The following is a 24,934-nucleotide window of genomic DNA, read 5'->3' on the forward strand; positions in this document are numbered from 1 at the left end:
AATGAAATACCAATACTACGGTTTAACAATACCTGTTTGGTCAACACCAATGATTTGCCAATCATAAATTCTAGCTGTCTTCCCATTTTTTTCTGCCTTTTCTAAAACTAGCTTGACATATCTTGCTTCCACTAAGCCAATTGCATCTTTGCTATGATCTAAGATATTCCCTCTTTTTTGCACAACAGTTCTCCAATTGCTTCCGTCATCACTTACTGAAATATCATACTCCCTCGTATTCCATTCTGAACTTTCGCCACCTGCGCCAGCATGGAATAATTCAAATCCAGCAATTGTTTTTACTGTGCCTAAATCAGCAATCATCCAAGGTTTGTCACTGCTATTATCACACCATTTCGTTTTCAAGTTCCCGTCTAAAGCAAAGCGATAGCTTTCTCCTTCATTTGTATAACCAGAGCCTTGGTCCGCAGTAGTTGTTGGTAATACTGATAGATTCTCTATTTTAATCCCAGTATTTTGATCATAAACGTAAAGATACTTTTCCTTGATGATCTCAGTCTCACCTGAAGCATTAACTGCCGTTGCTCTTACAGAATACGTACCTGCTTTGGCAAAGGATAGTGTCATTTCTTGTCCAGAAGCAGTTTCTGGTGTTGCACCAACCACTTCCCAGTTCACGGTTTCTGTAGATTTAGAAACCGTTGCATCTAGAGTGATTGTTTCTCCTACAGAAACTAATGTGCTGCTAGCATTAATCGCTATCTCAGGTTTTTTTAGCACTTCAAATGGATAAACAGCTGTGGTCCCTTTACTTTGCTGTTCTCGACCATAATGATCAACTGGAACTACACGATAATTCGCAGTATCTTCTATTCGTTCTTGATTTAATAATGTATAGGAGTTGTTTGCTGTTTCTCCTTCAAACTGCCATGTCCCAGCCACTTTTCGGTAAATGCGATAAGAGTTAGTGTTTTTCCCCTTCGTCTCCCAACGTATACGAATACTTTCTGTTAAATCATCAATAACTGTTTTTCCTGAAAAGGTAAGTTTGCTGACTGGACTGATTGATACTTTTTTTTCTTTTCCAATTCTTAATTGCCCCAAACGAATTGAAGCCGGACCTGTCTGATTATTCTTGATATCCAAGCCAATAGCCGTAATTGCTTTGCCGCTTGCTGCTTTTAAGGAATATGTCGTTTGTACCCAGCCATTTGCCAACATTTGTTGTTCACCTTGAATCGTCACTGGTTTTTCTTTTCCCTTAAGTTCTAAAACTAAAGATACGTTGTCTGCTCCTTTTGTCACGACAGCGGCTGTCTCAGAGGCGCTCACTTTCAATTGAGAAGCATATAATTGAATAAACGTTCGTTTGTCAGCGGTCATCGTTCCAGATAAATTGATCGACGAACCACCATTAAATGCATCTTTATAATCGATTGTTGCTTCAAGTTGATTGCCTGCTTCATTGTCAATAACCCAGCGATAGGTAGGCATAACGTCTTGAATACTACGATTATTAAAGCTTCCTTCTTTGACTTTTGTACCATCTAAATAAAAACCATCCCCATTTCCAACATTAAAATTTGTTAAAAACGGTACACTTGTAATGGGTGTTTTCTCCACGTAATATCTAGAAACGCCCTGCCACTCACTTTTAGCACTTTCTACCGAGCGAGGATCTCCTTGTGAATTTATCCAAAGTAATGTTTCGTTTTCCCAATAACGATCAACATCGTACTGACCGCCATCACGTAGTGTCCAATCTGGACAGTACAGTCCTAGTGAGAGAAGTGGTTGTCCATTTTCCCCTAAAATGCTACTTGGTTTTCGCCGGCTATTTATGCCGTTCGCTTGAACGTCGATGCCTGCAAATAAATCATATGGGTCACGCTTCAGCTGAACCGCCTTTGCTCTTGATGTTTCAAGATTCTGCCAGCGGAAATCAACAAACATTTTATCCGAAACACGTTTTTTCCCTTCTTGGAAGTATCCTTGATTTTGTTCATTTAGGGCACCTTGCCAATCAACAGCACCAGTTGGAATCATCGAGTCATACCAAATAACCTGCTGTTTTTTGGGTTTACGAGCTTGTAAATAGCTCATACATTCTTTCATAGCAGTCGCTGTTTGTGCATCAACATTGGTTTCTTGATTGATAAACCATCCATCAAAACCATAGGCTGCCGACATTTCTAACAACTTATCTGCCATTGGAAATTTTCCTGTGCGATCTTTTTGTACGAATTGCTCTACCCATTCACTTTTACCACCATAAGCTTCTGGCGGAAAGAAAACAGTTCCAACAATCGGCACGCCATTTCTATGGGCTACATCCGTGATATCACCGCTTGGTGGAACTATGATTCCTTCACCAGAAGAACCCGCCCAAGCAACTAATGTATCCACATACTGCCAATTTGTAAAATTGTAGACCGCTTTATCTGTACCACCTTGTGATGGCGTTCCTTTCGTATGCCGATTAACAATTGCGATTGACAGAACTTTGGCTTCTGTACTCTGATCTACATTCATTTTCTTTCCTTGCACACGAGTCGCTAAAGGAACTTTAGAACTATTAAATGGTGCGTCAGGATCGTTTTTAGCATCCCAGCTGAGTAACGTATCTGGAAATAAGGCTGTCGCTTCTGGTACTTGATCAAACAACGGGATAGCTATTTCCTTATTACTTCTTGATTCTAGCGATTCTGCATAAACCCTTGATACCGATGCACCGCCTAATAGAGTGAACACAACAGCTGCACTACAACACACATGTTTCAAAGTTTTTCTTTTCAATGAATGAACCCCCTTAATCATTTTCCCTAAATTCCAGCATTATTCATCCTCCTGAAAATGATAACGCTTTCCATCTTTTTTATAAATAGAGAAACTATAGCATTTGTATCAAAAAGTATAGGTTCTTTTTGTAGAAAAAAAAGACAGCTAGACTATTGAATATTATGACCAATAATCCAGCTATCGTTTTACTTAATCAAGATATAGACAATTCCCTGTGCATCAGCTTACGAATTCATCTGATTTAATTTCACATTTCTCTTTAGCTAAAAGCAAGCAACCCATTGTCCCGCTGTTATCTCCTAAATCACACCCTACGATATAGTCCTCTAACACAGGCAACGCTACATAACCGCCCAATTGCCTTTCTAACGATGCGCGGATTTTTGGAAACAGTTGCGTCTGTTTCATAACACCGCCGCCTAAAATAATTTTTTCTGGCGACAATGTTAGTGTATAATTCATCAACGCTTGTGCAATATAAAAGGCTTCAATTTCCCAAATATCATGCGTCGCTTCTAGTAACTGCCCTTTGATTCCGGTCCTCTTCTCCAATGCTGGACCTGCTGCTAATCCCTCTAAACAATTATCATGGTACGGACATGCACTTTCTACTGTATCACCTGGATAACGTTGAACAGAGATATGCCCCATCTCTGGATGACTAAATCCTTGCAGAACGGTTCCATTGACAACAGCACCTCCACCAACACCTGTGCCTACCGTCAAGTAGATACAGCTTTCAGTATCTTTCCCTGCACCTAAATGCATTTCGCCATACGCTGCTGCATTAACATCCGTCGTCCAAGCAACCGGAACCTGATAGCGCTCTTTTAAGGACCCTAAAAGATCGATATTTTGCCAGCCTGGTTTCGGTGTAGAGGTGATATATCCGTAAGTACTAGACTTACTATTAACATCAATAGGTCCAAACGAGCCTATCCCAAGTGCTATTAACGGATACGCGTCAAAAAATGCAAAAACTTCATCCAAGGTTACTTTCGGTGACCTCGTTGGTAAGTTGATTCGTTCAATAATGTTTAATTGCTCATCTGCGACTGCACAGACAAATTTTGTACCGCCAGCTTCGATTGATCCATAGTACGTCATCTAGCTTTCCTCCTGTCCTTAGCGATCAAAACCAATCGTTCGAATTTCGTAAGGCTTCAATTGTTTCACCACTTCTTCATGTTGCTTTTCTTCTAGCAAATTCAATAAGTGTGCCACCTCTTTCCCATTTTTTTCTATTTCAATCTGAGCTTGGTTCCCACTCATATTGAAGCCTCTGACAACAAGTGCATCATCATCCGCACTATTTTTCACTGCGGTTACTGCGAATGTCTCCCCTTTAATCATTAAGTAAGCATCCTTCGCGTTTAATAAACCTGCATGTCTTGACGTTTGTTTCACACTAAAGGGAATTTGCGCAGCATAAGCTCGTTGATACGTAGCATACCGTCTTTCCTTTTCGCTATGAAAGTCAATGCCATAGTGGAACGTATGTGTCCCTAAACATTGTGCTTCTGGTGTTGGGAAGTACCCCCAATCTCCCATTTCTCCGACTGCTCTTAAAAGAGTCAATGCAATCGTATTATTTTCCGGTAATACTTCATATTCATTCAAGCCAAAATTAGAAACCGTTATTCCAGATTCCTCATCATGGATATTAACAAACCCATGCTGATGTTGGGGATTGGTTGGATTTTCCCAGCTTTTGCTTACTTGATTTGGTCGAGTAACCACTTCATAAATACTATCAGCTTCATGGGTCTGTGTTTCGATTCCTGTAGGAAACAATATCCGCAGACGATGATCTTTCATTTGATTATCCAATGTCGTTTCAAATTTTAAGCGCGAAGAATCTTTTTCCATCGTTACTAGCGTTTCAATCGTTAATTCTTTCATCTTTGATGAACGGCCAGCTTTGCGATAACGGAAATCTACAACTGCCTTTTGCTCTTGTTCTAGTAAATCTTCTGCTGCTTCTGGGATTAACATTTGTTGAACGATTTTAATTTGCGCTATGAATAATTCATCTTTTACTACTGAAATTTCTGCGGGATGATGCTTAGACAAAATAGGCGTTGTTCCTTCTGGTTGTTTAAAGATATATTCATTCCCAATGTCTCCTGTATCTTCAATCAACAATAAGTTGTCATAGCTCTTTTCTGAAGACTTATCCAATACTTCAAGGGTTCCATCTTCATTGATTGTTACAGTTAGACAGCTATTTTCCAGAACATAATTCTTTGAATCTTTGATCATAGAATCTATTTCCACATCTAAGTTTTCCGTTGGCTGTAATGCAAATGTAGCCCATGAGAAAGGCGCCATATCACTTATCAACAGCTCTACTTCAACATATTTAGCCATATAAGGGACTCTAAAACGATCTTTTGGCAACTCATAACCAAAGCAAGTCTCTGGTTTTGAAACAGTCGCTGAAATTTGTTGTCCCTGTGTATTGATTACTGCAAATGCAGGAGTATCACTATCAACTAGCCCTTCCCATAGTTCATGAGGAATTCCCTCTTTAAATGGTTTTCTTTCAATCTCAATGCGTACTTTTATGCTCTCTGATTTTTGATAGCCAGAAGTATTAAACACAACAAATGGATGACTTTTTTCTGGAAAATCTTCTGTATTTACTGCGATAACTAATTGAGATAACGCTTCCTCTGCCAAATATTTCCCAACTTCATTGGCTTTTTCAAACCTTGGAATCATTTCACGATGAACTTCATCTACAGAACAGCCGCAAATACTATCATGAGGGTGATTTTGCAGCAATAGTTTCCATGCGTAATCTAATTGGTCATGAGGATAATTGCCAGTCAATTCGTAAGCCATTGCTGCCAAAGGTTCTGTTCTATTTTCTAATTGACGTTCCACAGCTGTATTCCATTGCTTCAGGTAAACTCTTGCCGAAGCTGTATTAGCTAAAGTAAACCAGCCGTCTGTCTCCTGGCTCGTCAACTCACCATAAACTGTACCAACTTTCTCCGATAAATCTTGCTGCATTTGTTTTAAATACGTATCAAAATTCGAGTGGATAAATTCATATTCTGGAAATAGTTCATTTGCTAAAGCTATTGCTTTTGTGATATCTTTTTGAACAGGTTGATGATCAACACCATTCATCATCAATAAATGATCCGTTGATGCAAATTTTTCAACTTCTGCTAATTTTTGCGTCCAAAAGGCTAACGCCGCTTCCTTTTCTGCTGGTATCTCATTGCCGTTGCTGTACCAATTTGCAAATAATAATCCTAAAACTGTACTGTCGTCCGGTCCTTGCCACCACATTTCTGAATATTGAGAAGTATAGTTTTCATCATCCAACACCTCGTTATTAAAGCCGACTGGTTTTACCCCTCTACCAAAAGCAGCAGCATCTAAGCCTGCTTGTTTCATCATTTGCGGTGTCTGACCCATATTGCCAAAAGTATCTGGGAAATACCCTAATCTGACAGCGGCTCCCCATCTATCGCTTTCTTTTTTGCCAATCAACATATTTCGAACATTCGATTCAGAGCTGATCAGAAAGCCATCTTGTAAAATGTAAAACGGACCAATCCGCAGTTTCCCTTCTGTAATGGCTTTTTGAACTGCTGCTTTTTTTTCTGGTCTTACTTGTAAATAGTCATCTAAAATAATTGTTTGCCCGTCTAAATGAAAACTATCAAAAGCAGAATCCGTTTCGATCAACTCTAAGACATCATCCATTAATTCTACTAGACGCATGTGATGCTGCTCATAAGGCAGATACCATTCACGATCCCAATGAGAATGCGAGATAATATAAACTTTTTTCTTCATGATTTCACGCTCCATTTCATTCTTTTATCGCTCAACTCGTATATCAAAATAATCCATCACTAATTCACAAAACATCATATTTGCCCAAGAAAACCATTCACGTGTGTACTTAGAAGGATCATCCACATCAAATCCCTCATGCATCAAATGAGTACCCCCATCATTTGCAACTAAGGAATTTAAGATTCTTTCTTTCTCAGACTTGTCATTTGTGGTCATACCTTCCATTGCTAATGCAATCGGCCAAATATAATTTTCTGGAGTATGAGAGCTGCCGATCCCTTTTGCATATTTCCCTTCGTAAAAATAAGGGTTCTCCTTGCTTAAAATTGTTTTGCGCGTCATTTGATACGTTACATCTGTAATTTCTGTATATCCTAAATAAGGAGCTGAAAGTAGATTAGGGATATTGCTGTCATCCATAATACTCGTGTTACCAAGACCATCTACTTCATAAGCGTACACAGACTCCCCAAGCTGGTTGTGGGTTTTTCCATATCTTTGAATCCCAGCATCGATTTCTCTTTTCAAGATAGCAGCTTGTTTCACTATCTCTGCATCAGACAAGACTTCCGTAAAGATTTCTTCAATATATCCTAAGATAACGACCGCAAACATATTGGACGGCACTAAATAACCATAGCGACACGAATCATCACTAGGACGAAAACCTGACCAAGTCATCCCTGTCAGATGAACTTCAGTGCCGCGCCCTTTATTCGGCAATGTATCTTCTAATCGAGTTGTGTCACGTTCAAAGGTATAAGGGGAATGTTTATGTTCTTGCTCCGTTTTGAAAACGTTCAAAATATGCTTCACACCTTCAACGAAGTTTTCATCAAATTGCTTTGTGTATCCAGTATTTTTAAACAATAAGTAGGCTAATTGAACTGGATAACACAGTGAATCGATCTCATACTTTCGCTCCCAGATCCAAGGATTCATCTTAGTGTGATCCGTTTGATGCCCCGCACTATTCGGTATTTCATTAAAGGCATTCGCATAAGGATCAATCGTGATATAGAAAAATTGTCGTTGAACCAATCCACAAATCATCTCTGCAAGTTCTTCATCTTCTTTGGCAACCACTAAATAAGGGCGAACTTGGGCCGTTGAATCTCTCAGCCACATCGCAGGAATGTCTCCTGTCAGCAAAAAGGTTGTTCCATCGTCTTGCTTCTTAACTGTAGTAGTCAGAGTATTCGCAAACGCTGCATTAAAATTCTCAGCCCAACCTGCATGCTCTTTTCCACACAACTGAGTCATCTTATCCATAAAAACTTGTACAGAGTTCGGTATTTTGTTATAAATCATAATAGCCTCCTTGTCAGTTGATATATCATTTAACAACGAAAGTATATGCTAATGAAAGCGTTTTGTCCACTGTTTTTTCTACTATTTTTGAATTGAACTCTTTTTCTTTCTATGTTAAACTACCTTTAATGATATATCATTTAACGATTAGGAGAACAACTATGTCTAAACCACTATATAAAAAAATTATCGATGACTTATTACATGCTATTGAAACTGGTAATTTGCAGGAAAATGCACAACTTCCTACAGAAAAGGAATTATCTCAAACCTATAACGTCAGCCGTATTACCTCTAAACGTGCACTCACAGAGTTAGAGAATCAAGGCTTGATTTACCGTATACAGGGAAGAGGCAGCTATGTCCAAAAGCGTAAACCCATGAAGAAAAAAGTAGCTCGTATCTTATTTTTAATCCCCTTTGTAAATGACCTTTCACTTGGCAACTTCAATGAAGGTCTAGCACCTGTCACAAGTAAGCATCAATATGAAGTGATCATGTCTTCATCCGAATTTTTGATCAATAAAAAAGCAGCTGATATTATCGAAGACTTTGACGGAATGATCTATTATGCTCATAATACAGAAGACTTTCTAGACACACTGTTTGAGCTATCCATTCAGGAGTTTCCAGTTATTATCTTAGATAAAAAAATTCATGATCTATCTTATCCAACAGTACAATCGGATAATTTTTCAGGTGGTGTGATGGCAACAACTTATTTAGCAGAGCTAGGGCATCAACGAATTGCTTATATTTTTGGTGAAACTACCTTGCCGCAATCGGTACGTCAACGCTATTTAGGCTACATCCATGCAACAAAAGAACAACATTTATCGTTCCATACTGCGTTAACGGATAAACAATCTTTTTTTAATGCTGATGTCATTCACTATTTACACGAAAATGCCATTACAGGAGTGGTCTGCGAGAATGACTTAGTGGCAATTTCTTTAATGAATCTGGCAAAACGAGCGAATATTGATATACCTAATCAATTGTCAGTTGTCGGCTTCGACAACATTCAGGCAGCTTCATTGATCGACCCATCACTAACAACCATTGCACAAGATTTTAAAGGCATGGGGACACTTGCTGGGACAATGCTGATCGACTGGATTGAAAAACATAAAGTCCCGACTGACCAGCAAATCCCTGTAAAACAAATCATTCGACACTCAACAAAGGAGAATCAATAGATGAACCCAACATTGATCGATACTAGACACGGAACAGATAATCAGCACTCTTTTTCCAATGGCAATTGCCTGCCTTATACAGGTGTTCCTTGGGGCATGAATTATTTTGCCCCTCAAACGAATGGAGAGAATGGCAGCTGGTGGTTCAACCCCAGAGACCCCGTCTTTCAGGGATTTCGACTAACACATCAGCCGAGTCCCTGGATGGGGGATTTCAGTTACTTTGTGCTATTACCTTTTAACGGTCAATTGAAAGAACAGACACTCTTTCATGCCCAATCTTCTTACCGACCAAATAAGAGCGTTTTCAGACCTGACTATTTAGAAATTAAAGAACAACGATATCAATTGACTACACGCATAATCCCTAGTATGTACGGAGGTGTGTTGACTGTTCGCTATAGTCAGCCGAATGCAAATCTGTTACTTTCATTACCTGGAAAATATCAACTGACGGTAGAAGATGACCAGACAGTTTCCGGCTCTATAATAAACTACGCAGGTTGTGAGGATTCTCATTTTTCATTTTATTTTACGCTTCACTTTCAGCAACCATTAACTTTTGAAACTCCTATTAAAAAAAATGGAGAAGATGACTGTATTGCTTTTACTTTTGGCGATATTCAAGAACAAACCGTTCAATTTGGCACTTCTTTTATAAGCTGCGATCAAGCCAAGCTGAACTTATCTCGTGAAATTCATTGGAAACCTGAAGATTATCTCAAAAATTCTGAGGAACAATGGTCGCATTATTTAAGTAAAATCGATATCCAAGATAAAAATACCAAACGTCGCTCGACTTTTTATCATAATTTATATCGTGCTTTTTTATTCCCGCAAACCTTTTATGAAAAAGATGCTAACGAGAAAATTATTCATTATGATACGTTGGCTAAAGAAGTAAAACCAGGGTTTCTTTATACAAATAACGGCTTTTGGGATACTTATAAGACTGTTTATCCGCTCTATTCATTGATCGCTCAAGAAAAATATGCAGAAATGCTGGAAGGTTTTTTAAATAGTTATCGAGAAAGCGGCTATTTGCCTAAATGGCTTTCACCTGATGAACGTGGCTTGATGCCCGGAACCTTGATTGATGCGGTAGTAGCTGATGCCGCAGTGAAAGATATCCGTCCTGATCTGATGCCTGAATTTTTAGAGGCCATGATCAAAGGGGCAACAATTCAAAGCGAGAATTCAAACTACGGTAGACAAGGAACCAACGATTATTTAACCTATGGATATGTGCCTGCTAACTATCACGAGTCAGTAAATCATACCTTAGATTATTGTTACAGTGACTTTTGTATTCGCCAAGTTGCTAAAAGCTTGGCAGAGCATACGACTGCTGAACACTATGAAAAACAAGCCAAGAATTATTTATCTATTTTCGATCCTAACACTGGCTTTATGCGGGCGAAACACACAGACGGTAGGTTCAAAGAACCCTTCAACAGCCATCGTTGGGGCGAAGATTATGCTGAAGGTAGCGCTTGGCAGAGTAGTTTTGCTGTATATCATGATTTCAAGGGCTTGATTGCTGCTTTCGGCGGCCAAGACAAATTCCAAGAGAAATTGATCGATTTATGTAATCAAGCACCTGTCTTTTCTGCTGATGGATACGGGTTTGAAATTCATGAAATGAGTGAAATGGCTGCCACAGAGTTTGGTCAATTGGCCATTTCTAATCAGCCTAGCTTCCATTTTCCTTATTTATTTAGCTATATTGGAAAGCCAGAGTTTGCTCAGCCATTGCTAAAACAATTGATGACCCAAGAATTTAATGATAGTCCTACTGGTTTCCCAGGAGACGAAGATAATGGCAGCATGGCTAGTTGGTATATTTTTAGTTCATTAGGGTTTTATCCTGTTTGTCCTGGTTCAGGTGAATATGTGATCGGGATGCCTTTATTTGATAAAGCTATTCTTCATTTATCTACTGGTGAAACCTTGACTATTTCGACTAGTCCAAATCAAGAACAGCAACAATTTGTGGACCATATTCATTACAATGATTCTTTACACGAGGGATTAGTGTTCACTCATGCTAGCTTGATGAATGGAGGTACGATCGACTTTACTTTAGGGACCGTACCTAGACCGAGACAATACAAAGAAGAGCAACGTCCATTTAGCATTTAATTGCGTTTGATTTACGAAAAAAGCAAGCACAAGAGTTCTGTTCTTGTGCTTGCTTGATTATTCTTCACCCACCGAATCATAATGATGTTTATATTTTTCTCGAAATTCTTTAGGGGTTAGATCATTCATTTTTTTAAAAATTTGAGAGAAGTAAGTACTGTTGTTAAAACCGATTTTATCAGCGATTTCATTTACATTATCGTCCGTATAGAGTAACAGATTTTGTGCTTTTTTCATACGATATTGGTTCAAATATTGAGAGAAACTCTTCTTAGTTTCTTTTTTAAATAATTGCCCCAAGTACATTACATTAAGATGCAATGATTGAGCTACACATTTCAACGTTAATTCACTTGTATACTCAGAACGAATTTTATCAATCACTTTTTGCACATTTTCTGAATAGTCATATGCTATTTTTTCCCGTGTGATTTGAGTCACTGTAGTCGATAAAATATCGTGCAGTTCATCAGCATTCGATGAATGATTGATATCATCTAGAACTTGTTGATACTCGCCTTCATCCAAATGATTAAAGCGGCGATAGATATCCATAAACAGCATAAACGTAATATGGCGAACATCTTCTGGGCGGGCACCAATTTTTTGCGTTTTAGCAAAAATTTCAGCAATCGTGCTCTCGATCGTAGTGAAATCTCCAACCATCAACGTTTTATTAAAATTAATAATATCTGCTGAAAGATCGAAATCATCTGAAAAAACAGAATATAACACATTATTGCCACTTGCTTCATAAAATTTATAGCGTTGCAACGTCTGATTTGCTTTTTCATAGCTATCCGGTACATCTTCCCAATCACCAACCGTCTCGCCGACACTTATCAACCAACTATCGTCTTCATTTGCTTTTAAAGGATTTGCCGTTAGCAGTTGGTTCAATTGATACTTGCCACCTCTAAATATATGTACAATCAGACTTTTATCCCCTAAATTTCTAGTAAACAATAAAGATTGCAGCTGGTTTTCCAGCCAGTCAATAACGGTGATTTTTTTCTCACGATTAACCTCTATCAATAAAACAGTCCACTCTGATTTTTCTGCCGTATTGACCAATCGGTCCAACTCTTCATAACTGTCCTTGTCGATTTCACCATTCACCCATTGAGATAATAAAATTTCACTATACAAACCATTTCTAGTTTCTTGCTGACTACGGTCATCTAAACGTTTCTTTGCCTTTTTAACACTTTTTAAAAGCTCGACCTTATCAACAGGCTTCATCAAATAATTGATTGCCCCTAACTGCAGACCGCCTTTTAAAAAGTCAAATTTTTGATAGCCAGAGAGAATCATAAACTCAAACTCTCTAGCCTCTTTTTGGGCAGCTTCAATAAATTCTAACCCTGTCATTTCCGGCATTGTAATATCAGTGATCACCAGATCGATAGCCTCTGTCTCCATCATTGTTAATGCTTCTTTTGCATTTCGTGCCGTCCCTTTGATGGAAAAGCCTTCTGCTTCCCAAGAAATAATTTTTTTTAATCCATTTACGATCATATATTCATCATCAACCAGTAAAACATTGTAATTCATTCGATTGCTCCTTTACTTTATGACTACTTGTCGCAACATGATTTTGCTGTGAAATATGAGGACTTATTTGAAGTGATCATTTCTATGATTTCTTTTAAAATCAACTATTTTCAAGAAAGGGGATCATTGAAAGATAGCATAATTGCAATACCTTTTGTTTCATTCGGCGTAATCGTCATCAAAAATGAAGGGCCGAAATAAGCTCGCAAACGTTCATTTACATTCTGCAATCCAATCGAATCGTGCAGTTCGATTTGCTCACTCTTCAATTTGCTTTGAATCAACGCTAGCTTTTGCAAAGAGATTCCTTTACCATTATCACGAATCAAAACCTTCACTTGCCCATCAACTAAACGCGCTTTCACACTAATAGCATTGTCATTTCTAGAAAAATCGATGCCGTGAACAAAATAATTTTCAATCAAGGGCTGAACCGAGAATTTTGGTAAAACAAGATCCTTTAATGCCTCATCGATCTCAAAGTGATACGCAATTCGATCCGGATACCTCATTTGATACAAGTATACATACTTTTCACAAAAACTTAGCTCTTTTTCTAGGGTCGTGGTCTTAGCCTGATCGGTATTGTTCCGTAATAAAGTTGAGAATGCATATACAACGTCCGCTAACTCCTCGCTTCCTTCACTTAACGCATACATACGAATATACTCTAACGTGTTATATAAAAAATGGGGGCTGATTTGCGACTGTAATGCTCTCATATGCGCATCTTGTTGCTTGATTTCCAACTTATAAATATCTGAAATATATTGTTCTATATTATCCAACATCGTGTTGATACCTTTAGAAAGCTCTTTTAATTCAAACTGAGTCTCCTGTTCATTGATTCGGGTATTTAAATCTCCTTCAGAAACGAGTGCCATTGCCCCCATAATAATATCAACTTGCTGAGAATACTTAGTAAATGTGCGATAAAGTAAGTATAACAGTATTAAAATCAGCACTAAACCGCCTAGCATCAAAATACGTAGTTCAAAAAGAACATGTGTCAGAATCTTTTCCTTAGAAATCGTCACTAAAATTTCAAACTCACTTGCTGTTTGGATATGTTCCAAAATATTATTTTCCATTAATTTTTGAAGTGGTAAGACAGAGGTTTCTTTCATTTTTTGCTGAATCAATTGTTGATCTAACGTATTGTTTTTTTCCGTATACGTCAATAATGGATTTCCTGTACTTGAAAATACATATGCTGATAATCCATCAAATGTCGTTAAATGAGTCAAACTATCAAGAATATCTTTTTGAGAAAACTCAACATAAAAACTTCCTAGCACTTCTAATGTCACTGGGTTCGTGATCGGATAGGCTAAATAAAACTTATTATTTAGACGAGGTGTTCCATTAATTTTCTTACCGCTTTTATCTTGTGCGGTCGAAAGGTAGTAGTCATTATAATTATTCAATACAATGATGATCGATTCGATGTTATCATACATGGTATAAAAATTTTTAACTTGGCCAGGTAAAAATAAATAATTTCCAGTTTCTAATTGTTGATCGTATGAATAAGTCAAATAATCTGAAATCGGAGTATCCATATAACGATTTAAGCTATTGATTTTCTCTTGATTTTCTTTCAGCTCATTCAGCATGGTTTTTCCTTGTAAATTCTTATCATTGATCGAACGACTAATTGTATCAACAGCTTCCTGCGCAGTGACTTTCCCTCTTCCCATCGATTGCCAATAGGTATTCATCCCAATACTGAACATGCCGACTAAAATCAAGGAAACGAGGATCAATGCATAATTTTTGAGTAATCGGTTCAGTAGCGTTTTTTCATTAAAGAAAGAAGGTTTTCGTTTACGCATGGAGTTCCAATCGTTGATCGATCGTTTGTCGCCATGATTTTGTTGCCGTAAAGCTCCAAATTTGAATCATAGAAAACGTTCCGAATAAAATCAGTCCTTTGAACTTCCAGGTAATGAATAAAATCAAGCAAAGACCAAGTGCAATCTTCAAGAGATTGGTAAAATTAGATAACGTTGAAATAAAAGCTAGCTTCAACAAATTCTTTAATCCGATCTCATAATAACTATCTAATAACAAAGTGTACTGAAACGTCACAACTGCGTAAACCATTGCAAAAACCAAAAGAAAATCAATCATCAAAAAGGCCAGTCCTTGGATTTGAACAGATAAAAACAAATTATAAGCCAAGGTCACTAACAGCAAAACAGCTCCATAAAAAAGGACATTCCCTCTGATAAAATTCCGCTTAAAACAATCCCAACCTTCTTTCAAGGTACTATCTTTATACTCAAATTCATGACTGACAAATAGTTCATTCACTGTTTTCAAAGCTGGTCCTATGCCTGCTACGAGTAAACCACAGCAACTAAATAGCCAAAAGAATAAATTCAATTTTATAATGACCCAAATTTTAATAAATAACGTTTCTAACGCTTTTCCAACCATCTAATTCTTCCTTTCTACTTCTTTACTATAATAAATAACTCTTCAAGATATTCCAAATATAAAAACTGCTGTCTCTAATATACTACGCAGTTTATGCTGAATTTTTTTTTTCAAAAAAGAACCAAGTAAAGACGATGAATCATCGAATCACTTGGTTCCAGCTATTATCCGAGTTTTATTTTTTCAAAAAGTCATCGTATTGGGTTTGCATTTCAGTCAAGACTTTGTCATAACCGGCATTAGCAAGTGCTTCTTTCAGTTTAGGAATTGTTTCTTCTGGATCAACAGTCCCTGTATTTAGGCCATCTAAATATTGGCTCATAACGTTAGCGATATTACTCATTTCAGTTTTCACATTTGATGTCACAAAGTTAAAGCCTAAAATTGGGGAAGTTTCAGCGTTCGCAATCGATTCATCGCGTTCTTTGATCATTTCATCTGTAATCGTATCTTGTGTATATAAGATTCTATTGTTTCCAGTATTCCAAGCTGGTAAATGCGTATTGGGTTTGTACCCCTCTAGCAATTTGATTTTATCTTCTTTACCGTCTATCTTTTCCCAAGCTTCGCCTTCAATGCCCCAGACCAAACCATTTAGCAGTTCTGGATCACTATTGATTTGTCCTAGTACTTCTACTGCTTTTTCTTTATTTTTAGAGGTATTTGAAACAACAAAATTGGCCATTCGAGCTTGGTCACTTGATTTCAATGGTACCGTAAAGGCTTTAGAAACTAACGCTTGTCCCGCAGCATTGCTCAAAATCGTATCACCGTAATCGTAAGGCCCTTGTGTTTCTTGACGAATGAACCATGTATTTCCTTCTAATGGAAACTCTGTATTACTTGTCGCTGCATCTGATGGAATATACCCCGCTTGATACCACTTATGCATTGTTTTCAGCACGTCCATAAAGTCTTTGTTTTCGTATTGGTTGACGATTTTTTTAGTATCACCATTCAAGTCGACAGCAAATGGATAGCCATTTCCGATTGGAAAATCAAAGTCTCCTTGTGCTTTAAACCCTTGACCGATCGCAAATGCTGCGATATTCGGTTCTTTTTCATGGAACGTTTTTAGGACACTTTCAGCATCTTTGTAAGAGTTGATATTGTCGATCGATAAATTGTATTTATCCAAATATTGTTTATTGAATGTCAATACTTGTTGCGAGTAAACATTCCCATTTACAGGGAATGCATATAACTTACCATCTACTAAATTTCCTTTGATATACGCTTCATCTAACTGATCGTATGCATCTTTGGCAAACTTAGGCGCTAATTCTGTTAAATCGGCATAGGCACCTTTTTGCGCATTCGGTACATAATTATCAGCAAACGCAATATCATAATTTTCACCCGAAGAGACAATCACACTCATTTTCTTCTCGTAATCACCCCAACCAATGTATTGGATATTTAGTTTAACGCCTGTTTTTTCTTCGATTCTCTTATTCGCCACTTCCATCAATGCATCATAATTGTCCGGTTTATCTCCAATTTGATACATCAATAACGTATTCTCATCCGTCTTTTTACTACTTCCATCCGTTTTTTCTTTACCGCTTCCGCCACAGGCTGTTAACGCCCCTAAAAGAACAACTGCTGTACTTAAACCGACTACTTTTTTCCACGTCTTCATTACTGTTCCTCCTCGTAATTTAAAATAGTAACAACATTCCACGTCTCTTCAGCTTGTAAATTTCAACGTCCGCTCATTTTATTCACTCTGTTTTAAAGCAAAAGCTAAATGAGCGAACTTTTTATTCCTTAACTCCGCCAATCGTTAACCCTTTGACAAAATACTTTTGGAAAAATGGATAACTGATCGCAATCGGCAATGTTGAAATAACGACAATCGCCATTCGCGCTGATTCTCCTGGTATCGCCGCCATCCCACCAGATAATTGACTACTGGCTCCAGCATTTTGGGTCAGATATTGAATATTATTTTGGATCTTCATCAATAAATATTGCAGTGGAACCAAGCTATCCTTTTGAATGTATAAAAGTGCGTTAAACCAGTCATTCCAATACCCTAAAGCGGCAAATAGACTGATTGTTGCAATCCCTGGAACGGCTAGTGGCAACACGATTTGAATAAAAATCCGCATCTCAGAAGCACCATCGATTCGAGCTGATTCAATGATCGAATCAGACACTGAACGTTTGAAAAAGGTCCGCATCACTATAATATTAAACGGACTGACCGCCATTGGCAAAATCAACGCCCAAATCGTATCTTTCAATTGAAGTAAATTCGTCATCACTAAGTAATTCGCCACCATCCCTGGAGAAAATAACATCGTAATCAAACAAAATATCGTAAAAAAACGACGAAACGGAAAATTAGATCTTGAAATCACATAAGCATACAATGACGTTGCAGTACTATTGATCAAGGTTCCAACGACTGTTACCAAAACCGTTACAAATAATGCTTGAAAGATTTTTTCTTGCATCTGATCAAATAAATAAGTATAGCCGAAAATACTAAATTCCTTAGGCCAAAAACTATACCCATGAGCGGCTAATGCTGTTTCATTACTAAGTGAAATTGCCACAACAAATAGAAACGGCAAAATACAAGATAGAGCGAAAACTGCGATCAACACATTAAAAAATAAATTGACAGGTCGATTAAACGACCGAATTGCTACTTTTGAAACTGGCTTTTTCCTCAATGTTTTCACCCTCCTTAGAATAATGCCGAATCATTGTCAAAGCGACGAACGATTCCGTTTGTAATCATCAATAAGACAAAACCGACTGTTGATTGATACAACCCAGCCGCTGCTGTCATTCCAATATCTCCTGTAGCAGTCAATCCGTTAAAGATATACGTATCCAAAACAGAGGTGACCTGATACAAGGAACCGGAATTTCTTGGAACATTATAGAACAAACCAAAATCAGCTCTAAAAATATTGCCCACAGCCAAAATCGTCATAATCGTCATCAACGGCAATAATTGAGGAATCGTGACATTCTTGATTTGCTGCCATTTGCTGGCACCATCGACCATTGCGGCCTCATAATAAGTAGGATCGATTCCCATAACCGAGGCAAAATAAATGATACTATTATACCCAATTCCTTTCCATGTTCCGATAAAAATCAAGATAAACGGCCAAAATTTCGGTTCACTATACCAATTGATTGGCGTACCGCCCTGACCTACAATCCATTGATTGAAAATCCCTTTATCTGGACTTAAAAAGGCATACACAAAATACCCAATAATAACCCATGATAAGAAGTACGGCAAAAGAGACATTGTTTGATAGACTTTTACCAAACGCTTATTCCGCAGTTCACTCATCACGATTGCAAAAAATACAGAAATGACAAGGTTCAAAATAATAAAAGTCACGTTGTACAACACTGTATTTTTCGTAATCAAAAAGGCATCATTAGAAGAAAATAAAAACTTGAAATTCTCTAAGCCAACCCAAGGGCTCGCTTTTAAACTAGCAATAAATCCATCTGGTGAAATATGGAAATCCTTAAAAGCTACCACATTGGTCAAAACTGGAATGTAAAAGAAAAAAATCATCCAAACCATCGCTGGAATCGCCATTAAGATCAACGCTTTATATCGCCATACATTCGTAAAAAAAAGCGAGCTCTTTGACTTTTTCTTCATTTCCCCAACTCCTTTCATTAAATTGTCTACATTAATATTGTAGCGCTTTCAAAAAAGGATAAGAATAAACAAAATATAGGTATTGTTATAAAAAATATAGATTTCATCTAAATAAAACAAACTCAATCGCCATTTTCTTACGGCACAATAATCAAGAGAAAAATAGTCACGCTTATTAAACTAATCGCACGTTTTCTATATTTTTAACATACCTTAATTACAAAGAGTTAGAACAAACCTTTCTAAAAAAGAAACGCACGTCTTTCTCCCACTAGATTATCTAGCAGAATCAGAGCGTGCGTTTTTTTCTCAGAATTGACTATTTATTTGCTTTCATTAATTCCAATGGTGAATCTATTTTACTTTCTACTTTTTTCCCTTCAAAATGATCATATGCTGCTTGTAATGCTAATTTCCCCATCTCAACAGGTTGTTGAGCAACGGTTGCGGCCATTGTTCCATCTTTTACTGCTTTTACGCCATCCTCATTACCATCAAATCCAATAACAAGTACATCCTTTTTGCCCGCTGCTTTCAATGCTTCCACCGCACCAAGTGCCATTTCATCATTTTGAGCAAACACAGCCGTGATATCAGAATTAGACTGTAACATATTTTCCATAACGCTCAATCCTTTAGCGCGATCAAAATCAGCGGACTGACTTTGTACCACGTTCAGCTCTTTTTCGGCAATAGTTTCAAAGCCTTTTCCACGCTCACGAGTAGCTGAAGCGCCAGGAGTCCCTTCAAGTTGAACCACTTTTGCGCCTTGGCCAACTTTTTCCACGATAAAGCTTGCGGCCATTTCTCCACCTTTGACATTATCAGATGCAACTAACGTTAAAATATCCCCTCCATCCGAGCTTCTGTCTAGCGTAATCACTGGAATATTTGCTTCATTAGCAACTTCCACTGCTGGCTGGATCGCTGAAGAATCAACGGGATTAACCAACAGGACATCGACGTTTTGTTGAATTAAATCATCAATATCATTACTTTGTTTTGAAGCGTCATTTTGCGCATCGGAAACAATCGTCTTTGTCTTATTTTCATTTGCTAGCGTAGTGATCCCGTCTTTAACTGAAACGAAAAATGGATTATTTAATGTAGAAATACTTACGCCCACTTTTAGCTCTCCAGCTTTTTTCTCTTCCACTTTGTTATCTTCTTTAGACTCATTATTCCCTAAAGTTGCTGCACCGCACCCTGATAAAAGTAAGCTTGCTGCCATCATTGAAATGAACAATTTTTTCATAGTCATCTTCTCCTTTATTTAGTTATTTATTTTGTTTTCGGTCTAGCAATACTGCGACAATGATCACTAATCCTTTGACGATTTGTTGATAGAAACTGGATACCCCTAATAAATTCAAGCCATTATTGATTGTCCCGATAATCAACACACCTATCAAGGTTCCAAATAAACGCCCTTTTCCACCTGATAAACTAGTCCCTCCTAACACAACTGCAGCAATTGCATCCATTTCATAAGATTGACCTGCCGTAGGTTGCGCCGAATTCAAACGAGAAGTGAGGATGATCCCTGAAATTGACGCCATCAATCCTGAAATCGTATAAATGATAATTTGAATTCGGTCTGTTTTCACTCCAGCTATTTCTGCGGCCTTTAAATTTCCACCGACCGCGTAGGTCTTTTTTCCAAACGCAGTTTTATGAAGCAACATATATAATAAGAAGAAAAATACCAACATAACAATGATCGGAAACGGTACGCCAAACAAATAGCCTTTGCCCATAAATTGAAAAATAAAACTTTTACCAATTCCTGTGATTGGATTACCATCGGTGTAAACCAGTGTCGCACCACGATAAATCGTCATTGTTGCTAAAGTCGCGATAAATGGTGCCATTTTCCCTTTCGTGATCAAAAGTCCATTGACCATTCCTAAAAAAGCGCCCAAAATCATACCAAACAGCATCGCTAAAATCGGAGAAATACCGTTAGCAATCAGTCCTGCCGTCAACGCTCCCGACAAAGCTAATGTCGAGCCCACTGACAAATCAATACCGCCCGTCAAAATAACAAAACTCATCCCAAATGCAATCAAGGCATTAATTGACACTTGGCGCAATAGGTTTAATAAATTATTGGGTGTAATAAAGCTAGGGTTTAACACCGTTACAACGATCACTAAAGCGACCAATGCAAGTAATGGGCCTAATGATCCTAAGGCAATCTTTTTCTTTTTTATATTTTCCATGCTCAATTCCCTCCCGTAGCTAAGTTCATAATTTTTTCTTGTGTTGCTTCGCTTTTTAAAACTTCTCCAGCGAGTTGTCCTTCTCTCACCACGATGATACGATCACTGACACTCATTACTTCTGGTAAATCACTGGAAATCATGAGGATCGCCACACCACGTTGTGCTAATTCATTCATCAATAAATAAATTTCGCGCTTTGCACCAACATCTACACCCCTAGTCGGCTCATCTAAAATCAGCACTTGGGGACCTATCCCGATCCATTTGGCTAATACCACTTTTTGCTGATTACCACCTGATAAACTACTGGCAGGGACATCCTTATTTTCTGCCTTCACTACGAGACGTTTGAGTAATAACGCCACAAATTCATCTATTGTTTTTTGCCCCAGCAACCCTCGCTTACTAAATTCATCCACTGAAGGAAGCACAATATTATCTTCCAAACTAAAATCAAGGATCAATCCCTCATCTTTGCGATTTTCTGTTAGAAAACCAATGCCTTTTTTGATTGCATCAGAGGGCTTACGAATAGTGATTTGCTCTCCATTTAATCGAATTTCGCCAGAGTCATAGCGATCAATCCCAAAGATTCCTCTCATAATTTCAGTTCTTCCCGACCCCATTAATCCTGAGAAACCAAGTATTTCTCCTTCTCTAACTGAAAATGAAACGTTTTCAAATAGACCGGTAGACGTTAGATTTTTTACTTCAAATTTTATAGCACCGATCGGGGTTGTTTTTTCTGGATAAAAGTCTCCAATGTCACGCCCTACCATATCTCGTACTATTTGATTCACATTGACTTCAGAAATTTGATGGGTGCTGACTGATATCCCATCACGCATCACTGTAATCCGATCACACAAGGCAAAAATCTCTTCCATCCGATGAGAAATATAAACAATTGCTACCCCGTTGTTCTTTAATCCACGAATGATTGTAAATAAATTATCAATTTCCGTTTCTGACAATGCTGCTGTCGGTTCATCCATAATCAACACTTTTCCATTTGTCATCAGTGATTTAGCAATTTCCAACATTTGTTGTTGCCCTACAGATAACGTATCAACTTGCGCTTCCAAGTTTAATGAGATATGCAGTTCATTGAATATCTTCTTGGCTTCTGCTGCCATTTTCTTGTTATCCAATAATCCTAACTTTGTTTTTAATTCTCGATTAAGATACATATTTTCCAATACCGTCATATTAGAAAACGTATTCATTTCTTGGTGAATAAAAGTTACGCCGAATTCTTCTGCTTCTTTGGCATTTTTAAAATAGTGTTCTGTTCCATCAATATAGATTTTTCCAGCATCGCGTTTATGCAAGCCTGTCAAAATATTCATTAATGTTGATTTGCCGGCACCATTTTCCCCCATCAACGCATGTATTTCTCCTGATCTTAATTCGAAATCAACACCTTCTAACACTTTATTCGTTCCAAAACTTTTACTGATTCCTATCATTTTAACTTCCATGAGATTACCCCTCTCATTTTCTAAAAAATTACCGCTGACTGTAAAATCACATTTGCATAGGGTGTATCTTCTCCAGTTCGAATCACAGCTTTTACTTCTTTGCTAAGTTGTTTAAACTCATCATGAGAAACATACTCAATCTCTGGGAGCAACTCTTTTAGTTGTCCATGTAATTCAACATTGTTCTCCTTGATTTCGGTTGCTAATACAGCTTTTTCTACCGCTACCTCTTCTAAAATCAATTCCAAAACAGAATAAAATGATGGCGTTCCCTGCTTTAAAGAAATATCGATTTGCTTGACATTTTCTGGAACAGGCAAGCCACAATCACCGATAATAATCCGATCCGTATGTCTAAGATCATCCACAATTTTAGCGATCTCAGAATTTAAAATCCCTCTTTTTTTCATAAACTAGCGACCACCTTTTCATACATCGGAATACCGTTTTGGGCACCTTTTGTTTGAATTGCAATGGCTGATGCCGCATTCCCAAGTTTCAGACTTTCTGCAATTGTTAGTCCTTCTAAAATTCCCTTTGCAAAATAACCATTGAAGGTATCCCCCGCGCCTGTTGTATCGATAACAGTTGCTACTTTTTGTGCAGGTACGATCACTTCTGCTTCACCATCAAAGAACGTTGCACCTTGATCGCCCAAGGTGATGATCAATTTATTCGGATAGTTTCGCAATACTTCTGCTCGTTCTTTATTTCCAAATAGCAATACTGCTTCATGCTCATTCGGGGTTAGATACGTCACTTTTTCGATATATTCTTCTGAGATTTCTTTGGCTGGCGCAGGATTGTATAATACCTGAATACGCTGAGTTGCACAAAAATCAATAATATACTCAATCGTTTCTACCGGAATTTCATTTTGTAAAATGACCATTTCCATTTGTTGAAGTTGTTGTTGGTACTGTTTCACAACATCAATGGATAGTCGATCATTGGCTCCTGGAATAATAATGATCCGATTGTCACCATCCATTACTTGGATATGTGCAGAGCCGCTCTCTGCAGTATCAACGGTTTGAATCATATCTGTGTTGATGCCATTTTCTTTTAAATTATCGATCAGTGCTTGACCAAAAACATCCTTCCCTACTGCTCCGATCATTGAAACGTCTAAACCTGAACGGCTTAAAGCGATTGCTTGATTTGCTCCTTTACCACCAAAAAAGGTCTGAAAACTCTCTCCTACCAACGTTTCTCCTTGATTTGGAATAATTTTAGTTGTTACAACAAAATCTGTTGATATGCTGCCAATTACTGCTACTTTTTTCATTATTTCATCTCCATTCACAATGTGTAACCGGTTACCTATAAGCACACATTAACACCATTCGGCGAAAATGTAAACCTTTTCAGCGTAAACTTTCTCCTTTTTGCAAGATGACCGGTAAGATTTTTTCTTGTTTTTCCCCTGCTGCTCCTGCTAAAAGCTGTATCATGAGTGATGCAGCCGTTTCCCCTATTTCATAAACTGGTTGCTTAATGGTTGTCAATTTAGGATACGTCATCTCTGAAAAAGGAATCCCATCATAACCCATTATTTGTAGGTCTTTAGGGATCGATAACCCTTTTTGTTGCGCTTTTTGCATAATTTTTAATGCTAGATAGTCATTCGAGGCAATCACCGTATCTACATTTTCGTACTCTTTAAAAAAGGTATCTGAAATTTTATCCACTTCATTGACGTTGAATGAGCTTGTTTCAAATACTTGGTAATGATCTGTTTGTCCTTTTAAAGCATCTTTTAGTCCTTTCAATCGCTTCTTCGCACTCTGAAAGGCTAAATCCCCAGTGATGATCAAAATATTTTCAAAGTTCGTCTTTAGAATTTCTTCCCCGATTATCTTGCCACCTAAATAATCATCTGGTAATACCTTATTAAAATCACCAGCGTACACTCTGTCGATGCCAACAACTGAAATATCCGTTAAAGGTTCAATTGGTAACGCTGTGATGATTCCACTTACATTATTTTGGATGAAGGTCGTGATGTATTGTTGTAGCTGTTCTTTTGAATCCGATGTGTTTGCTAGCAACATCATATAGCCATTTTTAATTAACGTTTCTTCAATGCCTTTTGCCAATAAAGGAAAATAGGGATTGGCAATATCGGGTAACAAAACTCCTATGATTTTTGATTTTTTTTGAAATAAAGAACGTGCTACTTCGTTTGGCACATAGTTTAACTCATCTATTGCTTCTGCAATTTTTTCCCCAGTTTCATTTCTTACATAGCCATTTTTATTGATATATCTGGAAACACTGGCAACAGATACACCAGCTTTTTTTGCTACATCTTTGATTGTTACCATTTAAGGCACCCCTGTCCTGTTTTCTCGT

Annotated in this window: 18 protein-coding genes; 2 read left to right on the forward strand and 16 right to left on the reverse strand. The window is 37.7% G+C overall.

Going from position 1 to position 24,934, the window contains the following annotated elements:
- Positions 1-15: 15 nt before the first annotated feature.
- The 4 genes from IGJ50_RS14420 to IGJ50_RS14435 all read right to left on the reverse strand — a co-directional run bounded on the left by IGJ50_RS14420 (position 16) and on the right by IGJ50_RS14435 (position 7,890).
- A complete protein-coding gene (locus IGJ50_RS14420) occupies positions 16-2,757 on the reverse strand; it encodes an endo-beta-N-acetylglucosaminidase (RefSeq protein ID WP_429951042.1) in 2,742 nt (913 codons plus the stop codon).
- 222 nt (positions 2,758-2,979) lie between these two features.
- Positions 2,980-3,867, reverse strand: coding sequence for an ROK family protein (locus tag IGJ50_RS14425; RefSeq protein ID WP_207120403.1), 888 nt, complete (start codon positions 3,865-3,867; stop codon positions 2,980-2,982).
- Between the two features lie 18 nt (positions 3,868-3,885).
- A complete protein-coding gene (locus IGJ50_RS14430; RefSeq protein WP_429951044.1) occupies positions 3,886-6,576 on the reverse strand; it encodes an alpha-mannosidase in 2,691 nt (896 codons plus the stop codon).
- A gap of 24 nt (positions 6,577-6,600) precedes the next feature.
- On the reverse strand, positions 6,601-7,890 hold the full coding sequence (locus IGJ50_RS14435; protein WP_429951046.1) for a glycoside hydrolase family 125 protein: 1,290 nt from the start codon (positions 7,888-7,890) through the stop codon (positions 6,601-6,603).
- A gap of 161 nt (positions 7,891-8,051) precedes the next feature.
- On the opposite strand from IGJ50_RS14435, the gene IGJ50_RS14440 reads away from it, so the two are divergent.
- Complete coding sequence (locus IGJ50_RS14440) at positions 8,052-9,089, forward strand: GntR family transcriptional regulator (RefSeq protein ID WP_429951047.1); 1,038 nt, start codon at positions 8,052-8,054, stop codon at positions 9,087-9,089.
- Complete coding sequence (locus IGJ50_RS14445; protein ID WP_429951049.1) at positions 9,090-11,231, forward strand: GH92 family glycosyl hydrolase; 2,142 nt, start codon at positions 9,090-9,092, stop codon at positions 11,229-11,231. It abuts the gene before it with no gap.
- Between the two features lie 57 nt (positions 11,232-11,288).
- Here the strand turns inward: IGJ50_RS14445 and IGJ50_RS14450 are convergent, their stop codons facing one another.
- The 12 genes from IGJ50_RS14450 to IGJ50_RS14505 form a co-directional block, all read right to left on the reverse strand.
- Entirely contained in the window at positions 11,289-12,785 is a 1,497-nt protein-coding gene (locus IGJ50_RS14450; RefSeq protein WP_429951051.1) for a response regulator transcription factor, read from the reverse strand.
- A gap of 110 nt (positions 12,786-12,895) precedes the next feature.
- The gene (locus tag IGJ50_RS14455) at positions 12,896-14,620 is read right to left on the reverse strand and encodes a sensor histidine kinase (protein ID WP_429951052.1); all 1,725 of its coding nucleotides are present in this window, start codon (positions 14,618-14,620) and stop codon (positions 12,896-12,898) included.
- Entirely contained in the window at positions 14,613-15,227 is a 615-nt protein-coding gene (locus IGJ50_RS14460; RefSeq protein ID WP_207120398.1) for a YesL family protein, read from the reverse strand. The genes IGJ50_RS14455 and IGJ50_RS14460 overlap by 8 nt, the downstream gene beginning before the upstream one ends.
- A gap of 175 nt (positions 15,228-15,402) precedes the next feature.
- On the reverse strand, positions 15,403-16,869 hold the full coding sequence (locus IGJ50_RS14465) for an ABC transporter substrate-binding protein (RefSeq protein WP_429951053.1): 1,467 nt from the start codon (positions 16,867-16,869) through the stop codon (positions 15,403-15,405).
- Between the two features lie 121 nt (positions 16,870-16,990).
- Positions 16,991-17,911, reverse strand: a complete 921-nt coding sequence (locus IGJ50_RS14470) for a carbohydrate ABC transporter permease (RefSeq protein WP_069641153.1) — start codon at positions 17,909-17,911, stop codon at positions 16,991-16,993.
- 14 nt (positions 17,912-17,925) lie between these two features.
- A complete protein-coding gene (locus tag IGJ50_RS14475) occupies positions 17,926-18,873 on the reverse strand; it encodes an ABC transporter permease (RefSeq protein WP_069641152.1) in 948 nt (315 codons plus the stop codon).
- 319 nt (positions 18,874-19,192) lie between these two features.
- Complete coding sequence (locus tag IGJ50_RS14480; protein ID WP_429951055.1) at positions 19,193-20,128, reverse strand: D-ribose ABC transporter substrate-binding protein; 936 nt, start codon at positions 20,126-20,128, stop codon at positions 19,193-19,195.
- A gap of 22 nt (positions 20,129-20,150) precedes the next feature.
- Positions 20,151-21,095 (reverse strand): ABC transporter permease, encoded by a 945-nt coding sequence (locus IGJ50_RS14485; protein WP_069641150.1) that lies wholly within the window; start codon positions 21,093-21,095, stop codon positions 20,151-20,153.
- Between the two features lie 2 nt (positions 21,096-21,097).
- Entirely contained in the window at positions 21,098-22,579 is a 1,482-nt protein-coding gene (locus tag IGJ50_RS14490) for a sugar ABC transporter ATP-binding protein (RefSeq protein ID WP_429951058.1), read from the reverse strand.
- Between the two features lie 20 nt (positions 22,580-22,599).
- Positions 22,600-22,989, reverse strand: coding sequence for a D-ribose pyranase (gene rbsD, locus IGJ50_RS14495; RefSeq protein WP_069641148.1), 390 nt, complete (start codon positions 22,987-22,989; stop codon positions 22,600-22,602).
- Positions 22,986-23,867 carry a ribokinase gene (gene rbsK, locus IGJ50_RS14500; protein ID WP_429951061.1) on the reverse strand — a complete coding sequence of 294 codons (882 nt, stop codon included), beginning with the start codon at positions 23,865-23,867 and terminating at the stop codon, positions 22,986-22,988. Before rbsK ends, rbsD begins: the two co-directional genes overlap by 4 nt.
- A gap of 79 nt (positions 23,868-23,946) precedes the next feature.
- On the reverse strand, positions 23,947-24,906 hold the full coding sequence (locus IGJ50_RS14505; RefSeq protein WP_069641146.1) for a LacI family DNA-binding transcriptional regulator: 960 nt from the start codon (positions 24,904-24,906) through the stop codon (positions 23,947-23,949).
- Between the last annotated feature and the right edge of the window lie 28 nt (positions 24,907-24,934).

Origin of the sequence: Enterococcus sp. AZ101 (assembly GCF_050499005.1) — a bacterium.
In the GTDB taxonomy this organism is placed as follows: Bacteria; Bacillota; Bacilli; order Lactobacillales; family Enterococcaceae; genus Enterococcus_L; species Enterococcus_L ureilyticus.